Origin of the sequence: Streptomyces sp. HUAS TT7 (genome assembly GCF_051550175.1) — a bacterium.
Classification (GTDB): domain Bacteria; phylum Actinomycetota; class Actinomycetes; order Streptomycetales; family Streptomycetaceae; genus Streptomyces.
The window spans coordinates 345,810-368,501 of sequence record NZ_CP196175.1 but is presented as its reverse complement, the minus strand read 5'-3'; the positions used below and the strand labels follow the sequence as shown (position 1 = coordinate 368,501).

The 22,692-nt window shown below is 69.6% G+C and carries 11 protein-coding genes and 2 pseudogenes; 7 read left to right on the top strand and 6 right to left on the bottom strand.

The window, feature by feature from the left end; all coding sequences use genetic code 11:
* Positions 1–20 precede the first annotated feature (20 nt).
* On the bottom strand, positions 21–3,989 hold the full coding sequence (locus ACSHXC_RS01755; protein WP_438289803.1) for a LamG domain-containing protein: 3,969 nt from the start codon (positions 3,987–3,989) through the stop codon (positions 21–23).
* Positions 3,990–4,310: 321 nt separating this feature from the next.
* Between ACSHXC_RS01755 and ACSHXC_RS01750 the strand changes: the two genes are divergently transcribed.
* Both ACSHXC_RS01750 and ACSHXC_RS01745 read left to right on the top strand, forming a co-directional pair.
* Positions 4,311–10,829 (top strand): RHS repeat domain-containing protein, encoded by a 6,519-nt coding sequence (locus tag ACSHXC_RS01750; protein WP_438289802.1) that lies wholly within the window; start codon positions 4,311–4,313, stop codon positions 10,827–10,829.
* Positions 10,830–10,907: 78 nt separating this feature from the next.
* Positions 10,908–11,117 (top strand): hypothetical protein, encoded by a 210-nt coding sequence (locus tag ACSHXC_RS01745; RefSeq protein ID WP_438289801.1) that lies wholly within the window; start codon positions 10,908–10,910, stop codon positions 11,115–11,117.
* 48 nt (positions 11,118–11,165) lie between these two features.
* Here the strand turns inward: ACSHXC_RS01745 and ACSHXC_RS01740 are convergent.
* A pseudogene (locus tag ACSHXC_RS01740) lies at positions 11,166–11,564 on the bottom strand (RNA polymerase subunit sigma-24); the annotation flags it as partial.
* Positions 11,565–11,891: 327 nt separating this feature from the next.
* Positions 11,892–13,178: a hypothetical protein gene (locus ACSHXC_RS01735; RefSeq protein WP_438296386.1), complete on the bottom strand. Its 1,287-nt coding sequence runs from the start codon at positions 13,176–13,178 to the stop codon at positions 11,892–11,894.
* 631 nt (positions 13,179–13,809) lie between these two features.
* Here ACSHXC_RS01735 and ACSHXC_RS01730 point away from each other — a divergent pair.
* Entirely contained in the window at positions 13,810–15,108 is a 1,299-nt protein-coding gene (locus ACSHXC_RS01730; protein WP_438289800.1) for a NucA/NucB deoxyribonuclease domain-containing protein, read from the top strand.
* Positions 15,109–15,175: 67 nt separating this feature from the next.
* On the opposite strand, the pseudogene ACSHXC_RS01725 reads toward ACSHXC_RS01730, so the two are convergent.
* Together ACSHXC_RS01725 and ACSHXC_RS01720 are read right to left on the bottom strand one after the other, a co-directional pair.
* A pseudogene (locus ACSHXC_RS01725) lies at positions 15,176–16,055 on the bottom strand (IS5 family transposase).
* 107 nt (positions 16,056–16,162) lie between these two features.
* On the bottom strand, positions 16,163–16,984 hold the full coding sequence (locus ACSHXC_RS01720; protein ID WP_438289799.1) for a MerR family transcriptional regulator: 822 nt from the start codon (positions 16,982–16,984) through the stop codon (positions 16,163–16,165).
* A 275-nt stretch (positions 16,985–17,259) separates the two neighbouring features.
* Here ACSHXC_RS01720 and ACSHXC_RS01715 point away from each other — a divergent pair, with 275 nt between their 5' ends.
* On the top strand, positions 17,260–18,321 hold the full coding sequence (locus ACSHXC_RS01715) for a hypothetical protein (protein WP_438289798.1): 1,062 nt from the start codon (positions 17,260–17,262) through the stop codon (positions 18,319–18,321).
* A gap of 96 nt (positions 18,322–18,417) precedes the next feature.
* On the opposite strand, the gene ACSHXC_RS01710 is transcribed toward ACSHXC_RS01715, so the two are convergent.
* Positions 18,418–18,801 (bottom strand): ArsR/SmtB family transcription factor, encoded by a 384-nt coding sequence (locus tag ACSHXC_RS01710; protein WP_438289797.1) that lies wholly within the window; start codon positions 18,799–18,801, stop codon positions 18,418–18,420.
* Between the two features lie 232 nt (positions 18,802–19,033).
* Between ACSHXC_RS01710 and ACSHXC_RS01705 the strand changes: the two genes are divergently transcribed.
* The 3 genes from ACSHXC_RS01705 (at position 19,034) to ACSHXC_RS01695 (ending at position 22,579) form a co-directional block, all read left to right on the top strand.
* Entirely contained in the window at positions 19,034–20,299 is a 1,266-nt protein-coding gene (locus ACSHXC_RS01705; RefSeq protein WP_438289796.1) for an MFS transporter, read from the top strand.
* A 196-nt stretch (positions 20,300–20,495) separates the two neighbouring features.
* The gene (locus tag ACSHXC_RS01700; protein WP_438289795.1) at positions 20,496–21,335 is read left to right on the top strand and encodes an SGNH hydrolase domain-containing protein; all 840 of its coding nucleotides are present in this window, start codon (positions 20,496–20,498) and stop codon (positions 21,333–21,335) included.
* Positions 21,336–21,343: 8 nt separating this feature from the next.
* Positions 21,344–22,579, top strand: coding sequence for an acyltransferase family protein (locus ACSHXC_RS01695; RefSeq protein ID WP_438289794.1), 1,236 nt, complete (start codon positions 21,344–21,346; stop codon positions 22,577–22,579).
* Positions 22,580–22,692 lie beyond the last annotated feature (113 nt).

Sequence of the window (22,692 nt, the reverse complement as noted above, 5' to 3'; positions counted from 1 at the left end):
TCCCAACTGGCCCTGAATCATTATGAGTTGGCGTACACGGCCTTCACCTGGGCCGCTGTCAGCGCGGACGGGAACGTGCGGACGTCGGACACCGCGCCCGTCAGCGGGTCGTACGGGCTCGTGCTGCCCACCGTGATGTTGGCGCCGATCGTCAGCGGGCCCGACGCGTTGTAGACGGGGGTCGCGTTGCGGTCGGCGGTGCCGGTGAGGGCGCCGTTGACGTACAGGGACATCACCTCCGTGTCCGCGTCGTACACGCCGGTCAGATGGGTCCAGGTGCCGACCGCGGGCGCGGGGCCGCCGAGCGCCACCGGATACGTGGTGGTGGCGGCCTCGGTCGTGGTGGTCATGAACTGCCAGGACTTCTTGGGGCCGTTGTACCCCAGGTAGAACGCCTGGTGGGTGGCGGTGCCCTGGCTCACCGCGGCCTGTGTGGCCGCGAGCGAGTCGAGCTTGACCCAGGCCGAGACGGTGTAGCTCTTCGTCGTGTCGAGGGCGTGTGATGCCGTCTTCAGGTAGCTGCTGCCGGTGAACGTGGCCGCGCCCGGTGTCGTGCCGGTGTGGTCGGCCGCCCAGCCGACCGTGCCTACGGAGGTGGCCGCGTTGAGGCCGGCCTGGTCGGCGCCGTTGCCGTTCAGGCGCCACTGGTCGGCGGCGCCCGCCGTGGTGCCGCCGTTGATGGGTGACAGGAAGTAGTCCACCGCCGTGCCCGAGGTGCCGTCCGGGGTGTGGCCGGCCCATATGTTCACCACGCCGCCCTTGGTGACGCACCACAGGTCGGCGATGCCGTCGCCAGTGAGGTCGCCGTCGGAGCCGATGACAGGGTTGTCAGTGGCAGACAGGTTGCCCAGCTTGGGCCCGGCCGCGATGCCGGTCAGGGTCGGCACGGTCTCCGGGGGAGTGGTCGTGCTGCCCGGGACCGGGGTGGTGCCAGTGGTGAAGGTGTACGCGGTGATGTCGCCGGTGGTGTGGTTGCGGGCCCACAGGCCGGGGTGCCCCGAGTGGTTCCAGTCGCCCGGAGCGATCGGTTCCAGGTCCTTCCAGCCGCTCGCGGCGAGCCGCACCGGCGCTCCCAACTGGCCGTCGGAGACCGTCGGGTAGAACCACAGCGCGGCGTCGCCGGACGCGGTGGCCTCCTCGGTGAGCAGCCCCGTACGGTCGCGGAAGGTGCCCGCGTCCAGGGCGGTCGTGGAGACGTCGCCCAGTGCGGCGATCCTCGTGGTGGTGGACCAGTCCGCGGCGTACCCGGTGCAGTAGCTGCCCGAGCCGTCGTCCTTGCAGGCCGGCTTGGTGAGCGCGGCCCGCTTGTCGAAGCGGCCGTCCGTGCCGGTGTTCCCGGGGTTGTAGTAGAAGTACAGCTGCGCCGCGCCGTCCTTGTGGACGATCAGGTCGTCCACGTTGAGGCCGCCGCGCAGGCTGCCGCGGTGGGTGGTGCGGTAGTCGGCCCAGCTGTCGCCGTCCGGAGTGTTCGCGACCCGCGCGGCGAGCGCGGTGGCGGGGCTGGTGGCCTGGGTGTTGCCGGGCACCGTATGGGCGTACAGATTGCTGTCGTCGCCCGGCGTGACGATGTCGGCCGAACCGTCACCTGTGGTGTCGCCGAACACAGGGGCCGGGCCGTTCGGGTTCCACGGCACATAGAAGGCGTACGTCGCGAGCTGCGAGAGATTGCCCGCGTTGTCCTTGGCCTGGATGTACAGGATGTTGGTGCCCCAGTGCTGGGGGAACGCGGCCAGGAAGTCCTTGGGCAGCGCGCTGCCGCACTGCCAGGCCGCGGTGGTCAGCGTGGGGTCGAACCCCCAGCGCATGCAGGCGAGTTGGGAAGCTAGGCCCACAGCGGGGGCCGGGTCGGTGGCGGTGAAGGGGACCCAGCCGCCCTTGCCCGCGTAGATGTTGGCCGTCTGTCCGTTGCCCGCCGGAGGGAACACCGTGTTGAGGTTGCCCACCTGGTAGTCAGGCGCCGAGGGAGTGGTGACCGTCGGCGCGGTCAGGTCGACACGGAAGTGGCAGGGCGTGGTCCCGGCCGAGGCGAGGATGCCGTCGCTCGCCTTCACGTTCCAGGCGTAGGCGTGCCCGTCGGTGAAGTCGGCCTTGGGCACGGTGAAGGAGACCTGGCTGCCCGAGGACACATAGCCGCCGCCGTTGCTGTAGCCGTCGCCGTGCGCGGTGTCGGGGGTCCCGCTGACCGAGTCGTCCCAGGTGGAGAAGTAGCCCCGGACCGGCTGGCGCGGGCTGGTCGGGCTGGAGACAGTGGCCTTCAGCTGGAGGCCCGAGGTGAGACCCGGGGTGCCGACGAACGCCTTGTCGGTGGGGTTGGTGGTCGCCTCGCACGGCTGGGTGGTGCCGGTCGACGCGTAACCGGGCACGGGTGAACTCGTCATCCCCGTCGGCACGTTGGGCGTGTGGTCGTACGTGACCGCCAGGCTCGCCTTGTTGGACAGGCGCTTGAGGCCGTTGGCGTCGCCCTCGTCCCCGTACAGGCCGAAGGTGATCGTCTTCCAGTTGCCGTCGGCCGCGCCCTGCACCTGCGACTTCACGTTGTACGCGAACGCCACGTCACCGCCGCATCCCGACGAGCCCGTGCCGCCGACCTCGTCGGTCAGGCCGGTCGAGGTGTCGGAGGGGTGGCTGTTCCAGTCGGTGCCGGAGCCGATGGTGTCCTTCGAGTAGTACAGCCGGATGCCGTACTTGTTGGTGCAGCTCCAGTCCGCCGAGTATGTCTGCGTGACATGGAGTTCGGCGCTGCCGACGACGTCGTTGTTGTCGCCGAGCGCGGCGATGTTGAACTGGTAGTACGTGCGCTCCTTGTCGGCCGGGCTGCAGCTGCCGCCGCCCGGATAGGTGCCGCACACGCCGACGCCTGGCTGCTGGGAGTGCGAGGAACCGAAGACGCCGTAGTTGCCGCTGCCGGTGTGGGCGGACTGGATCCATGTCCAGGCCGGGTCGCCGGGGCTCCAGGGGATGTACGACGGGTCGATGAACACCGGGTAGTGGGTGGTGCTGCCGTGCAGGATGTCCGCGACCGGGGTGATGTCCACGCTGCCGGACGAGACGGCGGTCGCCATGGTGGCCGAACGGGCGCCGGGTCCCGGACCGTCGGCCGTGCTGGCGTCCGCGGGGGAGCCCGGGGCCGCCGCGAGCCCTTTCGCACTCATCGCCGTGCTCTTCGCGGACTTTGCGGATGCGGCGGACGAGGTGGCCGTGCTGGAGTCCCACATCTGCGGTGCGGGTGCGGTGAATTGAGGCGCTCCCGTCGCGGTGTCGACTGCTTCGAGCGCGCCCTGTGCGTCGGAGTTCAGTGTGAGGCCGGGGCCCGAGGTCGCCAGGTGGAGGGTGGCGAGCGCGGGGTTGGCCGCTGCGGCGGCGGTCTTGACCACCAACACCTCGCGGATGCCGCCGAGTTCGGTGGCCGTCACCGCCAGGTCGACGTCCGGCAGCACATGTGCATACGTGGCGGTGTCACCGTCCACCGTCGGCTTCGACAGTGCGAACGGCATGGTGACGGCGAGGCTCTTGCCGGCCGGGCTGGTCAGGGTGGCGAGGGGACCGCTGCCACCGCCGGAAAGGGTGAGCCGGTTGACGGCGGCCCTGGGGGTGAGCGTCCCGTCGGCCTGCGCCTGGAGCGTCGCGTCCACGGAGGCCCAACTGCCGCTGACCTTCGCCCTGGTGGGGACCGCGGTCGAGGTTTCGGTGAGGGTGCCGTCGGGGTTGGCGACGGTCTGTGCGTAGGGCGTGGTCAGGGTGTCGATCACGACCGGACGCCCGCTCGCTGCGGCCTGCGCCTTCGCGGTGAAGGCGGCCCGTTCGTCGGGCGGCACCTGCTGTACGTGCTGGGCGTCGCCGCCCGTCGGCTCCGGCGTGGTCTCCGCCACCGCGGGCGTCGGCAGTGCGACCACCGCTGCGGCCAGTGCGGCGGTGATGAGTCCGACCGCCGAGCGCTGCCACGGTCTGCGTCGTCCTGTGGCGCGCGAGTAGGCGCTGATACCCCCCATGACGGTCCCTCCCGGCTCTGGCGCGCTGCTGCGCGCCGATCGAGGGGGCACAGTAGCGGGGCTCGACGGACCCAGGTCAAGCCTCGATGTCGGATGTGTCCGCAGATATGACGGTGCGTCAACTGATGTGCCGGAGGCGAAAGTTAATGAGTGCGTCAAGTGTGGGGTAGGTGTGGGTCTGGTGTTCGGATCTGGCGCTACGTTCACCCCGGTTCGACGTCGCCTGTTTCGGACAGGGCGGCCAATTTTGCGTGCTGATCGGGTACGGGTTCGCGTGCTTCGGGTGCGAGGGGGAGCGTCGTGGGGGCTTGGGGCAGAGCCGTGTCGAACGTGCGGAGACGGGGGCGCCGCGGCGGCCGAAGATGGCTCGGCGCGATCGGCGTGCTGGCGACCACGGCCTCCCTGATCGCGCCGGCGTCGGCCGAAGCGATGGCCGCGGGCAGGCCCGTCGACCCGCACCAGCGGTGGGCCCCGCCCCGCACCGCCCTTCCACACACCGAGCCCGTCCACGGCAAGGCCGCCCCGGGGCCCGCCCGGACCGAGCCGCATTACAAGGTCCCGGGGGAGTGGACGGGCCCGGCCGCGGCGTCAACTCCCCACGCCCCAACGGCAATTACCTCAGCCGGTGCCTCCCTGAAGACCGGCGTCGTCGACACCGCGAAGGCCCAGGCCCTCGGTGTGCGGGGCCCCGTCGTCACGGTGGACCGCGGCACGGCATCGGGACACATCCAGGTCGGCATCGACGTGCGCCGCCTCGATGCCACGTACGGCGCCGACGCGGCGGCCCGGGCCCACCTGGTGACCCTGCCCGGCTGCGCCCTGACCACCCCGGACGTGGCCGGCTGCCGACAGCGGACACCGGTCGCGTCCCACTACGACGCGGGCTCGGGCAGCCTGGTCGCCGATGTCGCCGTGCCGGCTTTGTCCGACGCTGCCCAGCCGATGGTGTTCGCCGCCGAGACGGCCTCCGGCGGCGGTGGCGGCGACTACACCGCCAGCAGCCTCAACCCCAGTGCCGCCTGGACCGGCGGCAGCAGCGGCGGTGGCTTCGACTACAGCTACCCGATCCAGGTGCCGCCGTCGATCGGCGCGGACGCCCCGCAGGTCGACCTGTCGTACAGCTCGTCCGCCGTGGACGGGCGGACCTCCTCGACCAACGCCCAGTCCTCCTGGATCGGCGACGGCTGGGACTACACACCGGGCTTCGTCGAGCGCTCGTACAAGAACTGCGACAAGGACGGCATCAAGTACTCCGCCGACTCCTGCTGGGCCGGCTACAACGCCTCCCTCTCGCTGAACGGGCACTCCAGCGAGCTGGTGCGCGACGACACCACCGGCACCTGGCGGCTCAAGAACGACGACGGCTCCAAGGTCGAGTTCCTGACCGGCGCCGACAACGGCGCCCACAGCGGTGAGTACATCAAGGTCTCCACCACCTCCGGCAGTGTCTACTACTTCGGCCTGGGCCACCTGCCCGGCGGCGACAAGAGCGACCCCGCCGCCAACTCGGCCTGGACCGAACCGGTCTACTCGCCCAAGAGCGGCGACCCCTGCTACGACTCGGCCAAGGGCAACGCCTCGTACTGCCAGATGGCCTGGCGCTGGAACCTCGACTACGCCGTCGACCCGCACGGCAACCTGACGACGTACACCTACAGCACCCAGTCCAACTACTACGCGCGCGGCGGCGCCCAGAACCAGGGCAAGGGCACCCAGACCTCCTACATCCGCAGCGGCGCGCTCACCTCTATCGCATACGGGCAGCGCCTCGCCGACCAGGTCACCGCGAAGGGCACACTCAAGCCCGCCGCCGAGGTGATCTTCACCCCGGCGCCCGAGGGGCGCTGCTCCACCGCAGGATCCTTCAAGTGCAGCGGCGCGACGCTCGGTTCGAGCAACGCGGCGCACTGGCCGGACGTCCCGTACGACCAGAACTGCGCCGCCACCGGGACCTGCACCCAGTACGGGCCGTCCTTCTGGAGCAACACCCGGCTCGCCTCGATCACCACCCAGGTGCTCTCCAACGGGGCGTACAAGAACATCGACACCTACACGCTGACCCACAGCTACCCGGACCCGGCCGACAGCAACAAGCCGGCCATGTGGCTCGCGAGCATCCAGCGCACCGGCCAGAACGGCGCCACCGCCGTCTCACTCCCCAAGGTGTCCTTCACGCCGGTCGAACTGCCCAACCGGGTCGACGGCACCAACCTGGTCCCGGCGCCGACCGCGTTCAACCGGCCGCGCATCCAGACCGTCACCACCGAGACCGGCGAGCAGATCCAGGTCGACTACAACCTGCCCGCCTGCTCCCGGGTGAAGAAAGTGATGCCGACGTCGGCCGACACCGACACGATGACCTGCTACAACGTGAAGTGGTACCCGCCGGGCAGCATCTACGGCGCCGACCCCGTCTCCGACTGGTTCAACCACTACACCGTGGCGAGCGTCAGCGAGAACGACCCGGTGGCACACAGCCCCTCCCGGGTCACCAAGTACCAGTACGGGCCCGCCGCCTGGCACTACGGGACCAGTGAGGTCATCGACCCCAAGACCCGCACATGGGACCAGTTCCGCGGCTTCGCCACCGTCACCACGACCACAGGTGACGGGCAGGACGGCCCGGTCACCCAGGCTGTCACCAAGTACCTCCAGGGCATGGACGGCGACACCCTGCCGGGCGGCGCCACCCGCTCGGTCGAGGTCGCCGACTCGCTCGGCGAACAGGTCTCCGACGCCGACTGGCTGTCCGGTGGTGCCCTGGAGAGCGACACCTACGACAAGGCGGGCGGCACCATCACGTCGTACACGGTGAACGGAGCCACCGGCCCGGCCACCACCGCGACCCATGTACGTGGCTCGGGCCTGCCCGACCTCGTCGCCCGCTATCGCGCCACCACCGTCACCGAGACCGCCAAGGAGAAGAAGGCGGACGGGAGCTGGCGCGCCAAGGTCACGACCACCAAGAGCGACGCCGACCACGCCAACCGCACCACCAGCGTCCTGGTCGCCGCCGACGGCCAGCCCGACCAGTGCACCCTCACCTCGTACGCCACCAGCAGCAACCCCCTGGTCACCGGCCTCGCCGACGAGGTGAAGACGCTCTCCGGCAGCGGTGCCTGCACCGCGACGCCCACCAAGGACAACACCGTCAAGGCGGACCGCACGCTGTACGACACCCAGCCCTTCGGCAAGGCCGACACCGCGGGCGACGCCACGGCCGCCCAGGAGCTGGATCACTACGACGCCGACGGCAACCCGGTGTACGTCACCACCAAGACCAGCGCGTACGACTCCTACGGCCGCGCGACCTCGGTGACCGACCCGAACGCGACCGACACCCAGCACCCCAACGGGTCCACCACCAGGACGAGTTACCTCCCCGCCGAGCCGGGCGAGATCCCCGCCGCCGTCACCGTGACCAGCCCCGCACCCGGCTCCACCACCGACTGGACCGCGACCACCACCATCGACGTGGGCCGCGACCAGGAGCTCACCAGCTCCGACATGAACGGCAGGACCACCACCAAGCAGTACGACGGGCTCGGCCGCCTCACCGCGGTCTGGCAACCGGGCCGCACCACCACCCAGAAGGCCAACACCACCTTCGCCTACGCGGTGAACGGCAGCACCGCACCCTCAGCGGTCACCACCTCCACTCTCGACAACGACGGCGCACACTACGCCAAGTCCGTCGTCATCTACGACGGGTTGGGCCGCAGCCGCCAGACCCAGGCGACACCGGGCATCTCCGCCTACACGGGCCGCGTCGTCACCGACACCCTGTACGATTCGCACGGCTGGACCGTCGAGAGCCGCACGCCGTACTACGACGACACCGCGGCCCCCGGCGCCGGGCTCGTCACCGTCGACGACAAGCAGGTGCCCGGCCAGACCGGCACCCTCTTCGACGGCCAGGGCCGGCCCACCGCGACCGTGTTCTCCTCGTATGCCGTCGAGCAATGGCGCACCACCAAGGCCTACCCGGGCGCGGACCGCACCGACACCACACCTCCGCAGGGCGGCACCGCCACCACCACCGTCACCGACACCCTGGGCCGGTCCAGCGAGCTGTGGCAGTACAGGACACCGACCGCGACCGGCAGCCCGCTCGACGCGGACATCACCAGGCTGACGTACACCCCGGACGGCAAGACCGCGACCCGCACCGACGGCACCACCAAGAACCACTGGTCCTACAGCTACGACCTGCGCGGCCACCAGACCGGCGCGAGCGACCCGGACACCGGCACCAGCAGCCGCACCTACGACAGCGACGGGCACCTCAAGACCGCCACCGACGCCCGCAAGCAGGTGCTCAGCTATGACTACGACCTGCTCGGCCGCAAGACCGCCGCCTACAGCACCACACCCCCGTCCACCGACCGGGTGCCGGTCTCGGCCTGGACCTACGACAGCGTCAGCGGGGCCAAGGGCCAGGCGGCGAAGTCCAGCCGCTACGTGGACGGCAGGACCGACCAGGCCTACACCAGCGAGGTCACCGGCTACGACGCCGGATACCGGGCGACCGCGACCACCGTCACCGTCCCCGCCCAGGAAGGCGGCCTCGCCCGCGCCTACAACTCGACGTCGACGTTCAACTCGATCACCGGCGCCCTGACCGCATCGACGACGGACGCCCGAGGCGACCTGCCCGCCGAGTCACTCACCTACAGCTACGACGTCAACGGACCACTCCTCAGCTTCGGTTCGGCGACCACCACCTACGACCTGTCCACCGACTACGACGCCTTCGGCAAGGCGGTCCGCACCACCGTCAACCCGTGGGGCACCGAGGTCGTCGTCACCGACACCTACGACCAGGCCACCGGCAACCTGCTGTCCTCCTGGGTCGACAAGCAGACCGCCGCCACCGGCGCCGTCCAGCAGACCACCTACAGTCGCAACCCGGCCGGGCAGATCACCGCGATCCAGAACGTCCCCGACAACACCCCGGCCCAGACCGACCTCCAGTGCTTCGGCTACGACTACCTCGGCCGGCTGACCACCGCCTGGACCGACACCGGCGGCGTCACCGCCAGGCCACAGCCCTCCGTGCCCGGCACCGGCGGCTGCAAGAACACCACTCCCACCAGCGGGGCCCCGGCCGGGAAGACCACCGTGGGCGGCCCGGCCGCGTACTGGACGTCGTACGCCTACGACCAGACCGGCAACCGCACCGGACTCACCCGGCACGACACCACCGGCGACACCGCCAAGGACATCACCACCGACCAGATCTTCGCCCCCGCGGGGCAGCTCAACCAGCCCACCACCGCCCCGGGCACCGGCGGCGGCACCGGAGGCGCCCACGCCCTGCTCTCCACCACCAGCAGCGGCCCCGGCAGCCCCGGCAACAGCTCCTACCAGTACGACGCCGACGGCAACACCACGGAGATCACCACCCCCGCCGGGACCACCGCCCTCACCTGGGACGCCCAGTCCGAACTGACCTCGTTCACCCCCAACGGCACTGCGGACGGGACGAGTTACGTGTACGACGCCGACGGCAACCAGCTCGTCCGGCGCGACCCCGGCAGGACCACCCTCCACATCGGCCCCGACGACCTGACCCTGAACACCGCCACCGGCGCGGTCACCACCGCCCGCACCTACGCCCTGCCCAACGGACTCACCGCCGTACGACAGGGAAGCGGCCTCACCTGGCAGACCGGCGACAACCACGACACCGCTGTCCTCGCCCTCGACTCGGGCTCGCTCGCCGAAACGCGGCGCCCCGTCGACCCGTACGGCGTGCCGCGCGGCACCCAGCCCTCCCAGTGGGCCGGCGAACACGGCTTCGTCGGCGGCGCCCAGGACCCTGCCACCGGGCTCACCAACCTCGGCGCCCGCGAGTACCAGCCCGCCACGGGCCGCTTCATCAACCCCGACCCGGTACTCGACGAGCACCAGCCGCAGCAGTGGAACGGCTACTCCTACAGCGACGACAACCCGGTCAACCTGTCCGACCCGGCGGGCACCGACCCGCCCGGCACCCAGAACTCGTGCAGCTACGACCTGCGCAACTGCACGAAGAAGGAGTGCGAGGGCGTCCAGGGCGTGCCGTGCGGCCCCCAGGGCAAGTCGCACACGGGGTCCATGGACAACGGCAGGAGCGACGACGGCCGTCCCACCCTGGACGGGGTGCGGGTTCCCACCTACCGCGAACTGCTCTACCGCAACCCCGGCGGCAGCAAGAAACTGCCCACCTACAAACGGCTCATCGCGGACTGGATCAGGCAGGAGTGCTCCATGTCGCCCACCAGCGACAAGATGACCCACTTCTGCAGCGACGCCGGTGACTCGGGCCTGCTCGGCAGCCCCAAGAAGGGCTCCAAGGCGGACCAGACCCTCAACATGATCGCGGTCCTCGGCACCGGTACCGGCAAGGAGAGCACGTCGGACCCGTACACCAAGAGCGGGACGACGATCCAACAGGAGCTGTGGGAGCACGTCTACGTCAGCGGCTCGTTCTGCCTGGTCCTTTGCGTCAACGCCGGGTTCCAGAACGGCAACGCGTCGCTCACCATGTCGGGCGGCATGACCTTCGACACCATCAAGGGAGCCAAGTCGCTGTTCTCCGGAAAGGGCGGCGCCTACATGGGGGTCTCCGTCGGCTGGAACACCGCCAAGCCCAGCGACCAGAAGATCCAGCTGGGCAGCCTCACCGGCGCCGACGGGCCGTGGGGAGCCAGCGGTGGGGTCGGCCAGCGCAGCTCCGGCGGCTATTACTACTACGGAGGCTGGGCCGGCGGCGCGGGCTGGGCCCCACAGGGCCCGACCACGGCCGGAGTCCAGTGCAGCTTCCAGGCCGGCTGCTCATGGGCGGGCCCGAAGTAGGGTTCCGCACGCACGCTCAACGCGTCCGGCCCGGGAGCACGTGCCCCGGGCCGGACGGCCCGCTCCCGAGGAGGAACGATGGCGGTCCTGGTCTTCCTGATCCCGTTCTTTCTCGGGATCGCGGTCATCACCGACTTCCGCGGCATCCGCACGTCGTACGCCCGGCGCGGGCGCACCCCGGAGAAGGCGCGGCAGGTCCAGCGGACGAGCATCGCGACCGGTGCGGTCGGCGTGGCGGTGTCCCTGTTCGCCTTCGCCGCGGAGGCGCACTACCTGCTCACCCACTAGCCCTGTCGGGCGGCGACGGCCGAACAAGGGAGCCGTCCTGCGCGGGACTCAGCGGCGCAGCGCGGTCTCCCTCTCCATCCGGGACAGCTTCTCGGGGTTGCGGACGGCGTAGAGCCCGGTGATGAGGCCGTCGTCGACGCGCAGGGTGATGACGGTGTCGAGCTGGTCGTCCAGCCGGACGATCAGCGCCGGGTACGCGTTGACCTGCGCCGGCCGCATCGACGGCGCGGCGACCCTGATCAGCCCGCCGATCAGCAGGCGGGCCACCTTGTCGGCCCCCACGACGGGCCGCAGCACGGCCTGCTTGATTCCGCCGCCGTCACCCATGAGGACGACATCCGGCGAGAGGATGTCGAGCAGACCCTGCAAGCCGCCCGTCTCGACGGCCCGTTGGAAGGCGTCGAGAGCGTTCTGCGTCTCGGTCCGGGACACCACCCCGCGCGGCCGGCTGATCGGCGGAGCGCTCCGTGGGCCCGGCCCCGGATCATGCGATCCGGGGCCGGGTCGGCGTGTTTTCTAGGGCCTGTCTGGTGGGTCGGTGACGAACCGAGACGAGAACTCGTTGGCCACCGCCAACAGGCATCGTATACGCATGAGTTGAGCTCGCTTCTGTCGTCGGGTTGAAGCGCGAACCACCTTGGCAGGGGTTCGCCGCATGCAGCGGGGGACGTTCGGCCGCGGGCGCTGGGCTCGGAGTGGAGGCGCGGAGGGCCCCGCACGGAACCGGGAGGCCGGGGGTTCACGTGCGGGGCCGCGCTCACTTGGTGGGGGCCGTCAGACTCCGGTCAGGGTGTACGTACCCGTGCCGTCCTGCCTGCCGCTGGAATACTGGCGGATCAACTCACCGTCCGCGTACCGGTCGTGGCCCATCATGGAGCCGGTGTACTTGTTCTGCAGACCGATCTTCGTGCTGCCGGGTACGTCACGGTAGATGTAGAACCGTTGGAGGTCGTCCTCCCCGCAGGTGGCTGTCGTCAGGTAGGCCTGCTCCTGGTTGGCGATGTCCGCCGGGATGGTCGCGCAACCGCCGTTGCCCCAGTTCCACAGGGATGCTTCGATGACTCCGTTGTTCTCCGTCACATTGCACAGCCGCCAGTTGTCGAGGTGGGCGCTGAAGAAGTTCGATTCGCGCAGGCGGATGCCGTCGTTGGCCAGGAGCGGTGCGCTCCAGTTCAGGGGCTTGCCGGGGACGTCGATCCTGTAGACGGCGGGTTGGCAGTTCAGGGCGGCGGCCCGCGTGGCGGGCTTGGCCGCCTGGGTGGCCTTCATGCTCTGGACGGTCTTGGCGGCTGTGGCTGCGTTGTCGGCGTCGTGCTTGGCCTGGTCGGCCTTGGCCGAGGGGACGGGGCCTGCCGGGTGCTTCGCGGTGGCGGCGGGGGAGCCGCAGTCCAACAGGCCCTGGGCCTTGGCCATGATGCTGTTGGCGGGGACCTTGTCCTCGCAGCGCACCGCGCCTTCTTCGAGAGTGGTGTAGGTGGTGTAGCTGCCGGTGTCGGGGCCCTCGGTCCACTTCAGGCCGCCCGCATCCGAGCGGTTGCAGTTGAGGCTGCCGTAGGTGCCGGTGACCTTCTTCGTCCCCTCGTACAGGCCGTAGTAGCCGGGCTGGAAGAAGTTCCACGAGATCGACTTGTTGGTGCTGGATGTGTGGGTGTAGTTGACCTGGACATTCAGGCCCAGGCTTGCACCGACAGAGCCGAGGGCCTCGACGGCGAAGCTGCCCTGAACGGTGCCGTTGAGACCGACGGAGACGGAGATCGTCTCCGTGGTGTTCGTACTGACGCTCTGGTTGCCGGTCGAGCCTTGGGTGACGTACCAGCCCTTGAAGTGCGTGATGGTGGGGGTGACTTCGGCGCTCTTGATGATCGGGTGGCGGGTACCGAGATCGGCGGAGGTGCAGGCGTCGCCGAGCTTTGGATTGCCGGCGGTTGTGGCGGGTTTCAGATGCCCTGCCGCGGCGGCGGGGCCGGCCACGGCAGTTATGGCGGCAAGCGTCGACGCGGCGGTCGCGGTGAGGGCGACCAGCCCTCTGGCCCAGCGGCCGGAAGATCTCAAGTGGCTCATCATGCCCTTTCCCCGGCCGGGCGTCATGTCGAACCCAAGCCGGAGCTCTGCCAGTTATGTGGTGGGGAATGGTGGTCGATCAATGCGAATTTAGCGTCGGCAGCGACGCAGTGACGATGACGGAACCAGCCGGTCCGAGGCGAAATCCATGACCCTTCATGGGCTGTAAGGAAGCCTTGACGTGCCCGTGGTTCATCAAGATTTCATCCGCGGAGCTAAGATCCGCCACCGGCGCCGCAGAAATTGGCTGTTGCAGTCGTGATTCTGCTGCTGTCACCTCGACGACCAGGGACCGCCGGACCGGCCTCTCATCATCCGCCGAGGCAGCCGACTGCCACCAAGCCATCACGATATTCGGCCAACTTGCCCATTCTGAAACCGATGGCCTTCGGCAGCCGTGGCGCCTTGAATGATTGCGCGCCGGCGTGAACGACCCTATGAACGATTGGGCGCGGACAAAGTCGGCTCAACAGAAGGGGATTCAGCGCATCGAGCCGGACGGCGTCTGGCGGTGAGCCGGAAGCAGAAACGCCGGTCCCGACGACCAGCCCGGCAGCGTCCGCACGAGCCCCGAGCGCATCCAGTGCGGGCACGAAACCCCGTCAATCGGAAACAGAAGGAAAAAACGAACATGCCCTTGCGGCGTTTACATCGCCAACACGAACACGTCAGACGACTGCTGGCGGCGATAGCCTCACTAGCCCTCACCGCCGCCCTGCTGGCCCTGGGAACCTCCTCGGCCGCCGCTGCCCGGACCACGGCCCGGCCCGCCCCCCAGGGCCACGGCACCTGCACGGCTGTCCCCTCCGGCAACGGGGCCCCCAAGGGCGCGGCGTGGGCCTGCTACGAGGCCAAGCCCGGGGCGTCTGCCCCCGCCCCCGCCACCGCACGTGCTCTTGCCCCCGCTCCCCGCGACGACCAACCGGACCCGGAAAGCCCGGAAGCCCTGTGCGGCAAACAGCCCCCCGACAACTCCACCCGCCTCGTGTACTGCATTGAAAAAGAATTGAGGTGGATCTACTACGGCCCCGACCAGAAGGAGGTGATCGGCATCGCTGAGGGCAGGCTCTACATCTACTCCAAACTCAAGGCCGTGCCGCATTCCAACTGGAAAGAGAGCGTGATCGTCGCCCTGGACAGCAAATCGGACAATATTCCCGCCGTGGAACTGGACCTGCAGGCCATCTGCACCGGGCAGTGCTCCGCGTCGGCACCCCTCGTGGCGACGCTGTCGAAAAAGGATGAACACGTCGCCGGGACCATCGACTACAACTCTCCGGTCGGCCCGGGTGCCGAGGCGCTGGTCCAGCCTCAATACCACGCGGAAATGAGGCTCCTGGTTCCGGGGACGCCCCTGCCATCTAAAAACACCGACTGGGTCGGCCCCCAGATACGCTGTGACGGCAAGACCGGCGACTGGACGGGCTGCGTCATCCCGGAGCACATGGCCAACGTGACCATCCGCAGGTCCCTCTACCGGGCCGCCGCCATTACCTACGAGTGGGCACAGAACAACCTGACCACCCTCAGCATGGGCACCAAGAACAAACCCCTGCACTACAAGAAAATGACCGAAGAGGAAAAAAACCGCAGTCGAGACCTCACCTGCAATCGGGCGCCGGACAGGTTCGTCAAAGACCCTTCGGTGCCGGACGACTCCTGTGACGAGTTCCCCTTCGCCGCGACCCAGGAGGGCGGCAAAGCGGGCACTCAGTGCGTGGACATCCTCCCCCAACAAGTGGGCGGCGTATGGGACGTTAGCAACGTCAAGGTCCTGCGCAACGGCAATGTCAAAACAAACGCGCCCTGTGTACGCGGCCACGTCACCAACAAGGACAACGTCGATGCGGGCAGTAAAGAATTCGGCGCGGCGGTGCGGTCCGACCGCATCCTCGACGGCGAGGCCTTCCAGGTGATCATCGCCCCGTAGGCGGCTGCTCTGCCGCCCCGGGCACCCGGGGCGGCAGACCAGGGCCGGTCAGGTTCCGTCTGACGGGTCATGCACGAAGCCACAGGCGTATGGCCGCAACGGTCACAGTGCCGTGGAAGACATAGGCCCGCTTCTCGAACCTCGTGGCAACTGCCCGGTTGGTCTTCAACTTCCCGATCAGCCGCTCCACTTCGTTCCTGCGAACGTAGCGGGCCTTCTCGAAGCTGGCGGGCCGGCCGCCTCGGCTCCCACGGCGCAAGCGATTGGCCTGCTGATTCCTCGGCTCAGGGATGGTGTGCTTGATCTGTCGGCGTCGCAGGTAGCGGCGGTTGCGCCGAGAGTTGTAGGCGCGATCGCCGCTGAGGTGGTCCGGGCGGGTGCGCGGGTGCCTGCCCTTCGGCCGCGGGACGCGGATGCTCTCCAGGACCGGAATCATCTGAGGCGCGTCGCCCCATTGTCCGGGTGTGATCAGTAGGGCCAGGGGCCGCAGGCCGCCCTCACCCACCACGTGGATCTTTGTGGTGAGGCCGCCGCGGGAGCGGCCAAGACCTTGTCCCGGTGGTGGGCCGGCCGGGCTCGTCTGCCCGGCACCGTCGGGGCCCGGTGACGGGCACCCGCAGCGTGTTGGTGGGCCCTGCAGATCGTCGAGTCCACGCTCGCCATTGACCAGTCGATTCGCCCCTGCGCATCGGCATCGGCTTGCACGGCTCGCAGGAGCATTTCCCAGGTGCCGTCCGCCGACCTGCGGCGATGCCGGTCGTATATCGTCTGCCACTTACCAAACCGGGATGGCAGATCGCGCCACGGGATACCGGTCCGCAACCGGAACAGAACCCCGTTGATCACCCTGCGGTGACACTTCCAAAACGCCCGCCCCGCCCAACATTTTTGGGCAAGTACGGCTTCAGCCTGGCCCACTCCGCGTCACTGAGATCTCCCCGTCCCACATGCCTGAGAACGAGTTCTCCTCTCGGTTCGTCACCGACTCATCAGACAGGCCCTAGGCGCGTCTGCGCCCACCATGTGCCGGACTGTCAGGCCGGGGTACGGCCGATCAGCCTCTGGTCACCGGTGCCTGTAGCTCCGTGACCCAGTCGTCGTGGTTCTCGGGGCACTCCAGGTTGATCTCGCGGGGGTATCCGGTCGACCGGTAGCCGTTGGCGTCGATCCAGCGGGCCAGGGTCTGGGCGGTGGGGAGCACGGTGTCCATCGAGCCACGGTGCACGATGGTCGCCGCCTGGTCGAGGGACGGCAGGTCGAGGACGTGGAAGGCGCCGTCCCGCAGAGGGGCGGAGACCTGGACGGCGGCGTGGACGAGGACCCTGCCGCCGTCCTCCGGGGCGTCCTCGTAGTAGGCGACACCGGGGCCCGTCGGGGTGATGCCCGCCGAGCCGAGGAGTTGGAACAACTCGCCGTACAGCGGCCCGATGACGGGGCCGATGTCCTCGGGCCCGAAACTCGCGGCGATTGCGGTCAGTTCCGCCACCCGGACGCTGGGGACGCTCTTGATGACGACGTCATTGGTGGGCATGTGCCCCTCGCTCTCGATCGCTCGGAGCCTCGCCTCGACCTGGACGAGCCGCGCTGATGCGGCAGCCATGGCGGTCTCCAGTTCGGCCCGCCGCAGCCGCAGCATGCCGCGCAGTTCCTCGGCGCCGACCTTCTCGTCCACGATGTCCTGGACCTGTTGGAGGCTGAATCCGAGGTCCTTGAGCGCGATGATCCGGTTGAGGCGGGCGAGTTGGGCGGCGGTGTAGTAGCGGTAGCCGCTGGCGGGGTCGACGTGGGCCGGATGCAGCAGACCGGTCGCGTCATAGTGACGCAACATCTGGACCGAAACGCGGCCGTGCCGGGCGAAGTCTCCGATGGTGAACATGATGTCTCCGAGCTGACCACCTGACACGGTGTGAGGGTCAAGAAGCTACTGGGGGGCGAGGCGCGGCAAACACGCGGGGTGGCCCATGGGCGTGCAGTGATCTCCGGTGGGGCCCGGACTCCGGCGGCGGTCAGGGTGGGTAGGACGTAGGACGCCCCCTATGCGCATCCACCCGCGGGCACTTGGCCACACCCCTCCCGACGGGGGTCAGCCCGTGGGGGAGACGGGTGCTGGCCCCATGGAGCGGGCGGGGCGCATGGGTGAGGCTTGGGGGCATGTCCCGTACGCCTGTGACCAACGGATTCCTGCGTACCGCGAGCGCCGCGGCGCACCTTCGGCTCTTCGTTCTCGTCGGTGTCGTCACCGTCCTGGCGACCCGTGCGTTCCTCTCGCTCGCCGACTACCCGAAGCTCGGGGGAGGGGCGGGGAAGGGAGGGCTGCACATCGCCCACATGCTGTGGGGCGGGCTGCTGATGCTGGCGGGGCTGCTGGTCATGCTCGTCTTCACCGGAGTCGCCTCCCGGCAGCGCGGAGCGGTGATCGGCGGCGTCGGGTTCGGCCTGTTCATCGACGAGGTGGGCAAACTGGTCTCCGTCGACGGCTACTTCTACCGGCCCGCCGCGGGGATCATCTACCTGACGTTCGTCGCGCTGACCGGCCTCGCGTGGTGGGTCACGCGGCGCGGGCGCAGTGACAGGGAGGCGGGCCCCGTCGAGAGCCGCTCGGCTGCCGCCGCCGACACCGCGCTCCACGGCGTTCTCCGAGGCCTCACCCCGCAGGAACGGGACGAGGCCCTGCGGCGCCTGCGCGACACCGGCGCGCCGGCCACCGAGCTCGACGCGGCTCTGGCGGTCCTGCTCGAAGTGGTCCCCGAGCGCCCCGCCCGGGGCCTCCGCCCACACCACCATGCGGCGCAGCGCGTACGCGCCTGGCTGACGGCCCGGGTGTCCGGCAGCCGGAAGTCCGTCCACATCGCCGCATGGGGTGCGACACTTCAGGCGGCACTCCTGCTGGTCGCCATCGCCGCCGACGGCCTCACGGGCAACCTCGCCGACGAGACCCAGTGGACCGCGATCGCGGGAGCACTCGCCTGCTCAGTGGCATCCCTCGTACTCTCCGTACGCGGTACGGCCCTGCTGTGCCGCGACCGGAACACCGCACTGCGCACTCTGCGCGCCGCACTCCTCGTGGACCTGCTCCTGGGCCAGGCGTTCAAGTTCATGATCAACCAGTTCTCGGCAGTGGCCGGCTGGCTGATCAGCCTGGCACTGCTGTACGTACTCTCGGCCCACGGAGCTTCGCGGGGCAGTGCTCATGCCGCGGCGACAGGCCCGTGAGTGGCCTTGCGGTCCTGCTTGGCCGTGATTTTGCGTACCAAGAGGATGGCGAGGGCGGCAGCCGCGAGGTTGAGGGCGCTCCCCTGCAAAGAGGCCCTATTGGTGCTCAGGCATCCACGCCGCGACCAGATCGAGAAGTCCGGGGAACCGCTCGTTGAGGTCGTCGACGCGTACCTGGCTGCGGCGTTCGAGGCCGTACTGGCGCTGCCTGGTGACGCCCGCCTCGCGCAGCGCCTTGAAGTGGTGGGTGAGGGAGGACTTGGGGCGGTCGAGACCGAACCAGCCGCAGGGGTGGTCGAAGTGTTCCGACTCCAGGAGGAGTTTGCGCACGATGGTCAGACGCAGGGGGTCGCTGAGCGCCCCCAGCACGGATTCCAGGCGCAGTTCGCCGACTGATGGTTCGGGCAGCGGCTGGGGGAGCCCTTCGGGTTCTGCGGGGGTCTTGATGGCGGCGGCCGCTCGGCGCGTCGTCGATGGCATGGGCCCTCCTCGTAGCGTCCTCGTCACGCGAGTCATGCAGGTCGTGCAGGTCATGTACGTCGTGCAGGTCATGCGAGTCACGCAAGTCATGCGGTTCGTGCGACTCGTCCGCGTGGGCCGCGTCGCCCGTGGCATCCGCGTCGCCTCATCTCGCGAATCCTCTGTACGAGTTTCATCGTACTGCATGCTAAGTTCGACTTATCTCGTACTGGACTCGATGGAGGGGACGGCTATGTCGGGGAGTCGAACAAAGCTTGCAGGCGCGGTGGTTGAGGAGCGGCGCACCAAGGCGCCGCAGGGGCAGGGCGGCTCGGTTGCCGCCCCGGCATGGTGGATCTGGCTGGCCGCCTGGCCCGTTACCGCCGTGTTCGTCCTGTCGAACGCGGCGACTCCGCTGTACGTGCTCTGGCAGCGTGACATCGGGTTCTCGAAGGGCACTCTGACAGTGATCTTCGCGTTCTACATCGTCGGCCTGCTCGGGTCGCTGCTGGTCTCGGGGGTGGTGTCCGACAGGCTCGGACGCAAGCCCGTACTTCTGCCGGCACTCGCTCTCGCGCTGGCGGCGTGCGCGATCTTCGCCACCGCATCGTCGGTGGCCGCCCTGGTGGTGGCCCGGCTCTTCACCGGAATCGCCGTCGGAGCCGTCGTCTCGGCGGGGATGGCGGCCGTCACGGATGTCGCGGGACAGGACCGCAAGCGCCGTGCCGCCCTGCTGGCCTCCTGCGCCATGGTGTTCGGCGCGGGGCTCGGCCCGCTCCTGGCCGGCGTCCTCTCCGAGACGCTGCCCGCCCCCACCGTCACCGTGTTCGTCGTCGAGGCGGCATTGCTGCTCACCGCTGTCGTCGCCGTCGTACGGATGCCCGTGCGTCGCCCCGAAGCGTCTTCCCGGGGCAGCTGGGTCCGCATTCCCGGCGTTCCGCAGGGCAGCGGCAGCCAACTCGCCCTGGGGGTCGCGGTGTTCGCCCCCGGGATCACGGCGACCTCCTTCGTGCTGTCCCTCGGGCCATCCCTGCTGTCCGGCCTGCTCGGAACCACCAGCCGGGTGGTGGCCGGGGCGATGGCCTTCGCCATGTTCCTCACGGCCACCGGTGTGCAGTTCGCGGTCCAGAAACTGTCCCGGCGCACCATCCTGGCCGCCGGAGCCGCGAGTACCACGCTCAGCATGGTCACCCTCGTCGTGGCGGTGCACACCTCGTCGGTCCCGGTGCTCATCGCCTCCGCGCTGCTGGCCGGCGCGGGCCAGGGCATGGGGCAGTTGGGCGGCCTGTCCCTGCTCAATTCCAGTGTCCCGCCTCAGCGCCTCGCCGAGGCCAACGCGGCGCTCAACGTTGGTGGTTACGTGCTCGCCGGTGTGCTGCCGGTGTCGGCGGGCTACCTCAGCGATGCGGTGGGCCTGACGCGGGGCGCCACCCTTTTCGCCGCCGTCCTGATGGCGCTGGCGGTCATCGGCGGACTCGTCGTTGCCGCAAACCGCCGCCGGGCCGGCGAGTCTGCCTGAGCCTCCGCCGCACCGCAGCCGGAGGCACGCCCGTACGCGTGCTGTCGGCCGTTTCGCCTTGGCGGGCATGCGGCGTCCGCGGTCCGCACCTCAGGGCCGCAGCAGGCTCGGCCGCTCTTTGACAGCTCTTTTTGTGTTGTGTGAGCGGACGATGACAACCGGCCCGAGGCTCCCTGGGTGCTGTTTTGCTGGCGGCATGAACAGCAACTATTCCGGTTCAACCGGGCATCTTCGTTCCCGTCGCCTCGCTCCGCGCGCCCTGTGTGCAGCAGCCGTCGCCGCCGTGCTCGGTGCCGCTCTGGTCGGCTGCGGCAGCCAGGACAGCCAGAGCGGCGCGGACGCGGCGGGACCGACGAAGGCGGGGGCGACCGGCAGCGGTGCGAAGGTGCTGTGGGTGGGTGACTCCATCGCCGGCGCGGAGGCACCCGCTCTGGGGGCGGCTCTGAAGGCCAGTGGCGTGACCTTCAAGGACGCCTCGTCGGACGGCGGCGGCACGGTCGTCGACGGCGGCGACGAGATCACGGGCAAGATATCCGAGGACACCTGGAAGGAACTGGCCACAAACATCGGGTCGTTCAAGCCCACCGTGATCGTCTACCAAGTCACCACCTACGACTGGGGTTCGCAGGACAAGCAGCGCGCCGCCTACGAGAAGCTCGCCAGGACCGCCAAGGACGCGGGCGCCAAGCTCGTCCTCGTATCGGCCCCGCCCGTCAAGATCGACGACTTCTACAAGAAGCACGAGCCCCAGATGCGTACCGCCCCCAAGGCAGCGGAGGAAGCCGCCAAGAACAGCGGCGGGGCGGCCGTGTTCCTCGACTCCGCGCACCTGTGGGGCACCGATCCCGGCGCGGCGAGGGCCCAGCGTTCCTCGGACGGCATCCACAACTGCCAGCAGGGAGCGGCCGCCTTCGCCAAGTGGCTGGGCGAACGGCTGGGCCCGCAGGCCGGGTTCGAAGCCGCGCCCGTGGACAAGTGGGCGAAGGGCTCGTGGACCGGCGACGCCCGGTACGGCAACCTCAAGTGCGGCAGCTGAACGCTCCCATGTCTGCTCTCCCTCTCGCGTCCACCGCATCGGCCCGCCACCGTGCCCCGCGCCCCGGTGGCAGCGGCCGCGCGCACATCGCCGCACTCGACGGGCTGCGCGGGTTCGCGGTCGCGGCTGTGCTGCTGTTCCACGCCGGGCACCTGAGCGGCGGGTTCCTCGGCGTCGACCTCTTCTTCGTCCTGTCGGGGTTCCTGATCACCGGGCTGCTGCTCGGTGCGGCTCAGGGCGGTGGTCCGCCGGCGCTCGCCGGGTTCTGGGTACGCCGGGCCCGGCGCCTGCTGCCCGCGCTGGTCGTCGTCGTGGTGGTCACCGTGCCGGTCGTCCGGGCCCTCGGCACCGCCGAGCAGCTCCGTTTCGCGCTGGGCGACCTGCCGTGGGTAGCGGGCCAGGCGGTCAACTGGCACTACATCACCGACCAGGTCGGCTACTGGAACGCCTCCGACACCCGCGTCTTCGCCCACCTGTGGAGCATCGCCGTCGAGTGGCAGTTCTATCTGGTCTGGCCGCTGGTCCTTGCGATCGCCGCCCGGAGCCGGCACGCCCAGCGCACGGTGGCGGTCCTGGCGGGCCTCTGCGTACTGGCTTCCCTCGCCCTGATGGTCACGCTCGGGGCCGCGGTGGACACGACCCGGGCGTACGAGGGAACCGACACGCGGGCCGTCGCGCTGCTGCTCGGCGCGCTGGCCGCGACCGCACCGGTACGCGGTCTCGCAGCCAGGATGCCGCGCCGCGCGGCCGACGCGCTCTGCCTGGTTCTGGCGGCCGGGCTCGCGGTGGCCTGGACGGTGACCGACGGCGAGAAGGCGCCGCTGCTCTTCAAAGGCGGGCTTTTCCTCCACTCCCTGGCCGCGGCCGTACTGATCACCGTCATCGCCCAGGTGCCCGGCACCCGCACGGCCCGGATCGCGGCGAGCTGCCTGCCGCGCCGCCTCGGCGAGCTCTCCTACAGCCTGTATCTGTGGCACTGGCCCGTCTATCTGGTGCTGCTTCCGCGGTTGTCGGGGCTGGGGGAGTGGGGCGCCACGGCGGTGGCCGTCGCGGTGTCGCTCGCTGCCGCCGCGGTGACGAAACGGCTCGTCGAGGACCCGGTCCGGTTCCGCTCGGGCTGGGCACGAGGGCACCGGGGGCCGGCCGCGGTGGCTGCCCTGGCGCTGATCGGGGCCGCTCTGTGGGCGCTGATCCCGGCCCCAGCCCCGGGCGCGGCCGCCGTCGACATCCAGCAACTGCGGTGAAACCGCTCCCCGAGCCGTTACGGTTCGCGGGCCTCGCCGGGACAGAAGTGGCAGGCGCCGAGGGTGCGATGCGGCAGTATTCGTACCGCTATTACCGTGAATGCGCATTGGCT

What these genes read in the sequence shown, in the direction of transcription:
- ACSHXC_RS01745 (WP_438289801.1), top strand. Translation starts at nt 10,908, where the DNA reads ATGGCGGTCCTGGTCTTCCTGATCCCGTTCTTTCTCGGGATCGCGGTC.
- ACSHXC_RS01695 (WP_438289794.1), top strand. Translation starts at nt 21,344, where the DNA reads ATGTCTGCTCTCCCTCTCGCGTCCACCGCATCGGCCCGCCACCGTGCC.
- ACSHXC_RS01720 (WP_438289799.1), bottom strand. Translation starts at nt 16,984, where the DNA reads ATGTTCACCATCGGAGACTTCGCCCGGCACGGCCGCGTTTCGGTCCAG.
- ACSHXC_RS01755 (WP_438289803.1), bottom strand. Translation starts at nt 3,989, where the DNA reads ATGGGGGGTATCAGCGCCTACTCGCGCGCCACAGGACGACGCAGACCG.
- ACSHXC_RS01700 (WP_438289795.1), top strand. Translation starts at nt 20,496, where the DNA reads ATGAACAGCAACTATTCCGGTTCAACCGGGCATCTTCGTTCCCGTCGC.
- ACSHXC_RS01735 (WP_438296386.1), bottom strand. Translation starts at nt 13,178, where the DNA reads ATGAGCCACTTGAGATCTTCCGGCCGCTGGGCCAGAGGGCTGGTCGCC.
- ACSHXC_RS01730 (WP_438289800.1), top strand. Translation starts at nt 13,810, where the DNA reads ATGCCCTTGCGGCGTTTACATCGCCAACACGAACACGTCAGACGACTG.
- ACSHXC_RS01705 (WP_438289796.1), top strand. Translation starts at nt 19,034, where the DNA reads ATGTCGGGGAGTCGAACAAAGCTTGCAGGCGCGGTGGTTGAGGAGCGG.
- ACSHXC_RS01710 (WP_438289797.1), bottom strand. Translation starts at nt 18,801, where the DNA reads ATGCCATCGACGACGCGCCGAGCGGCCGCCGCCATCAAGACCCCCGCA.
- ACSHXC_RS01715 (WP_438289798.1), top strand. Translation starts at nt 17,260, where the DNA reads ATGTCCCGTACGCCTGTGACCAACGGATTCCTGCGTACCGCGAGCGCC.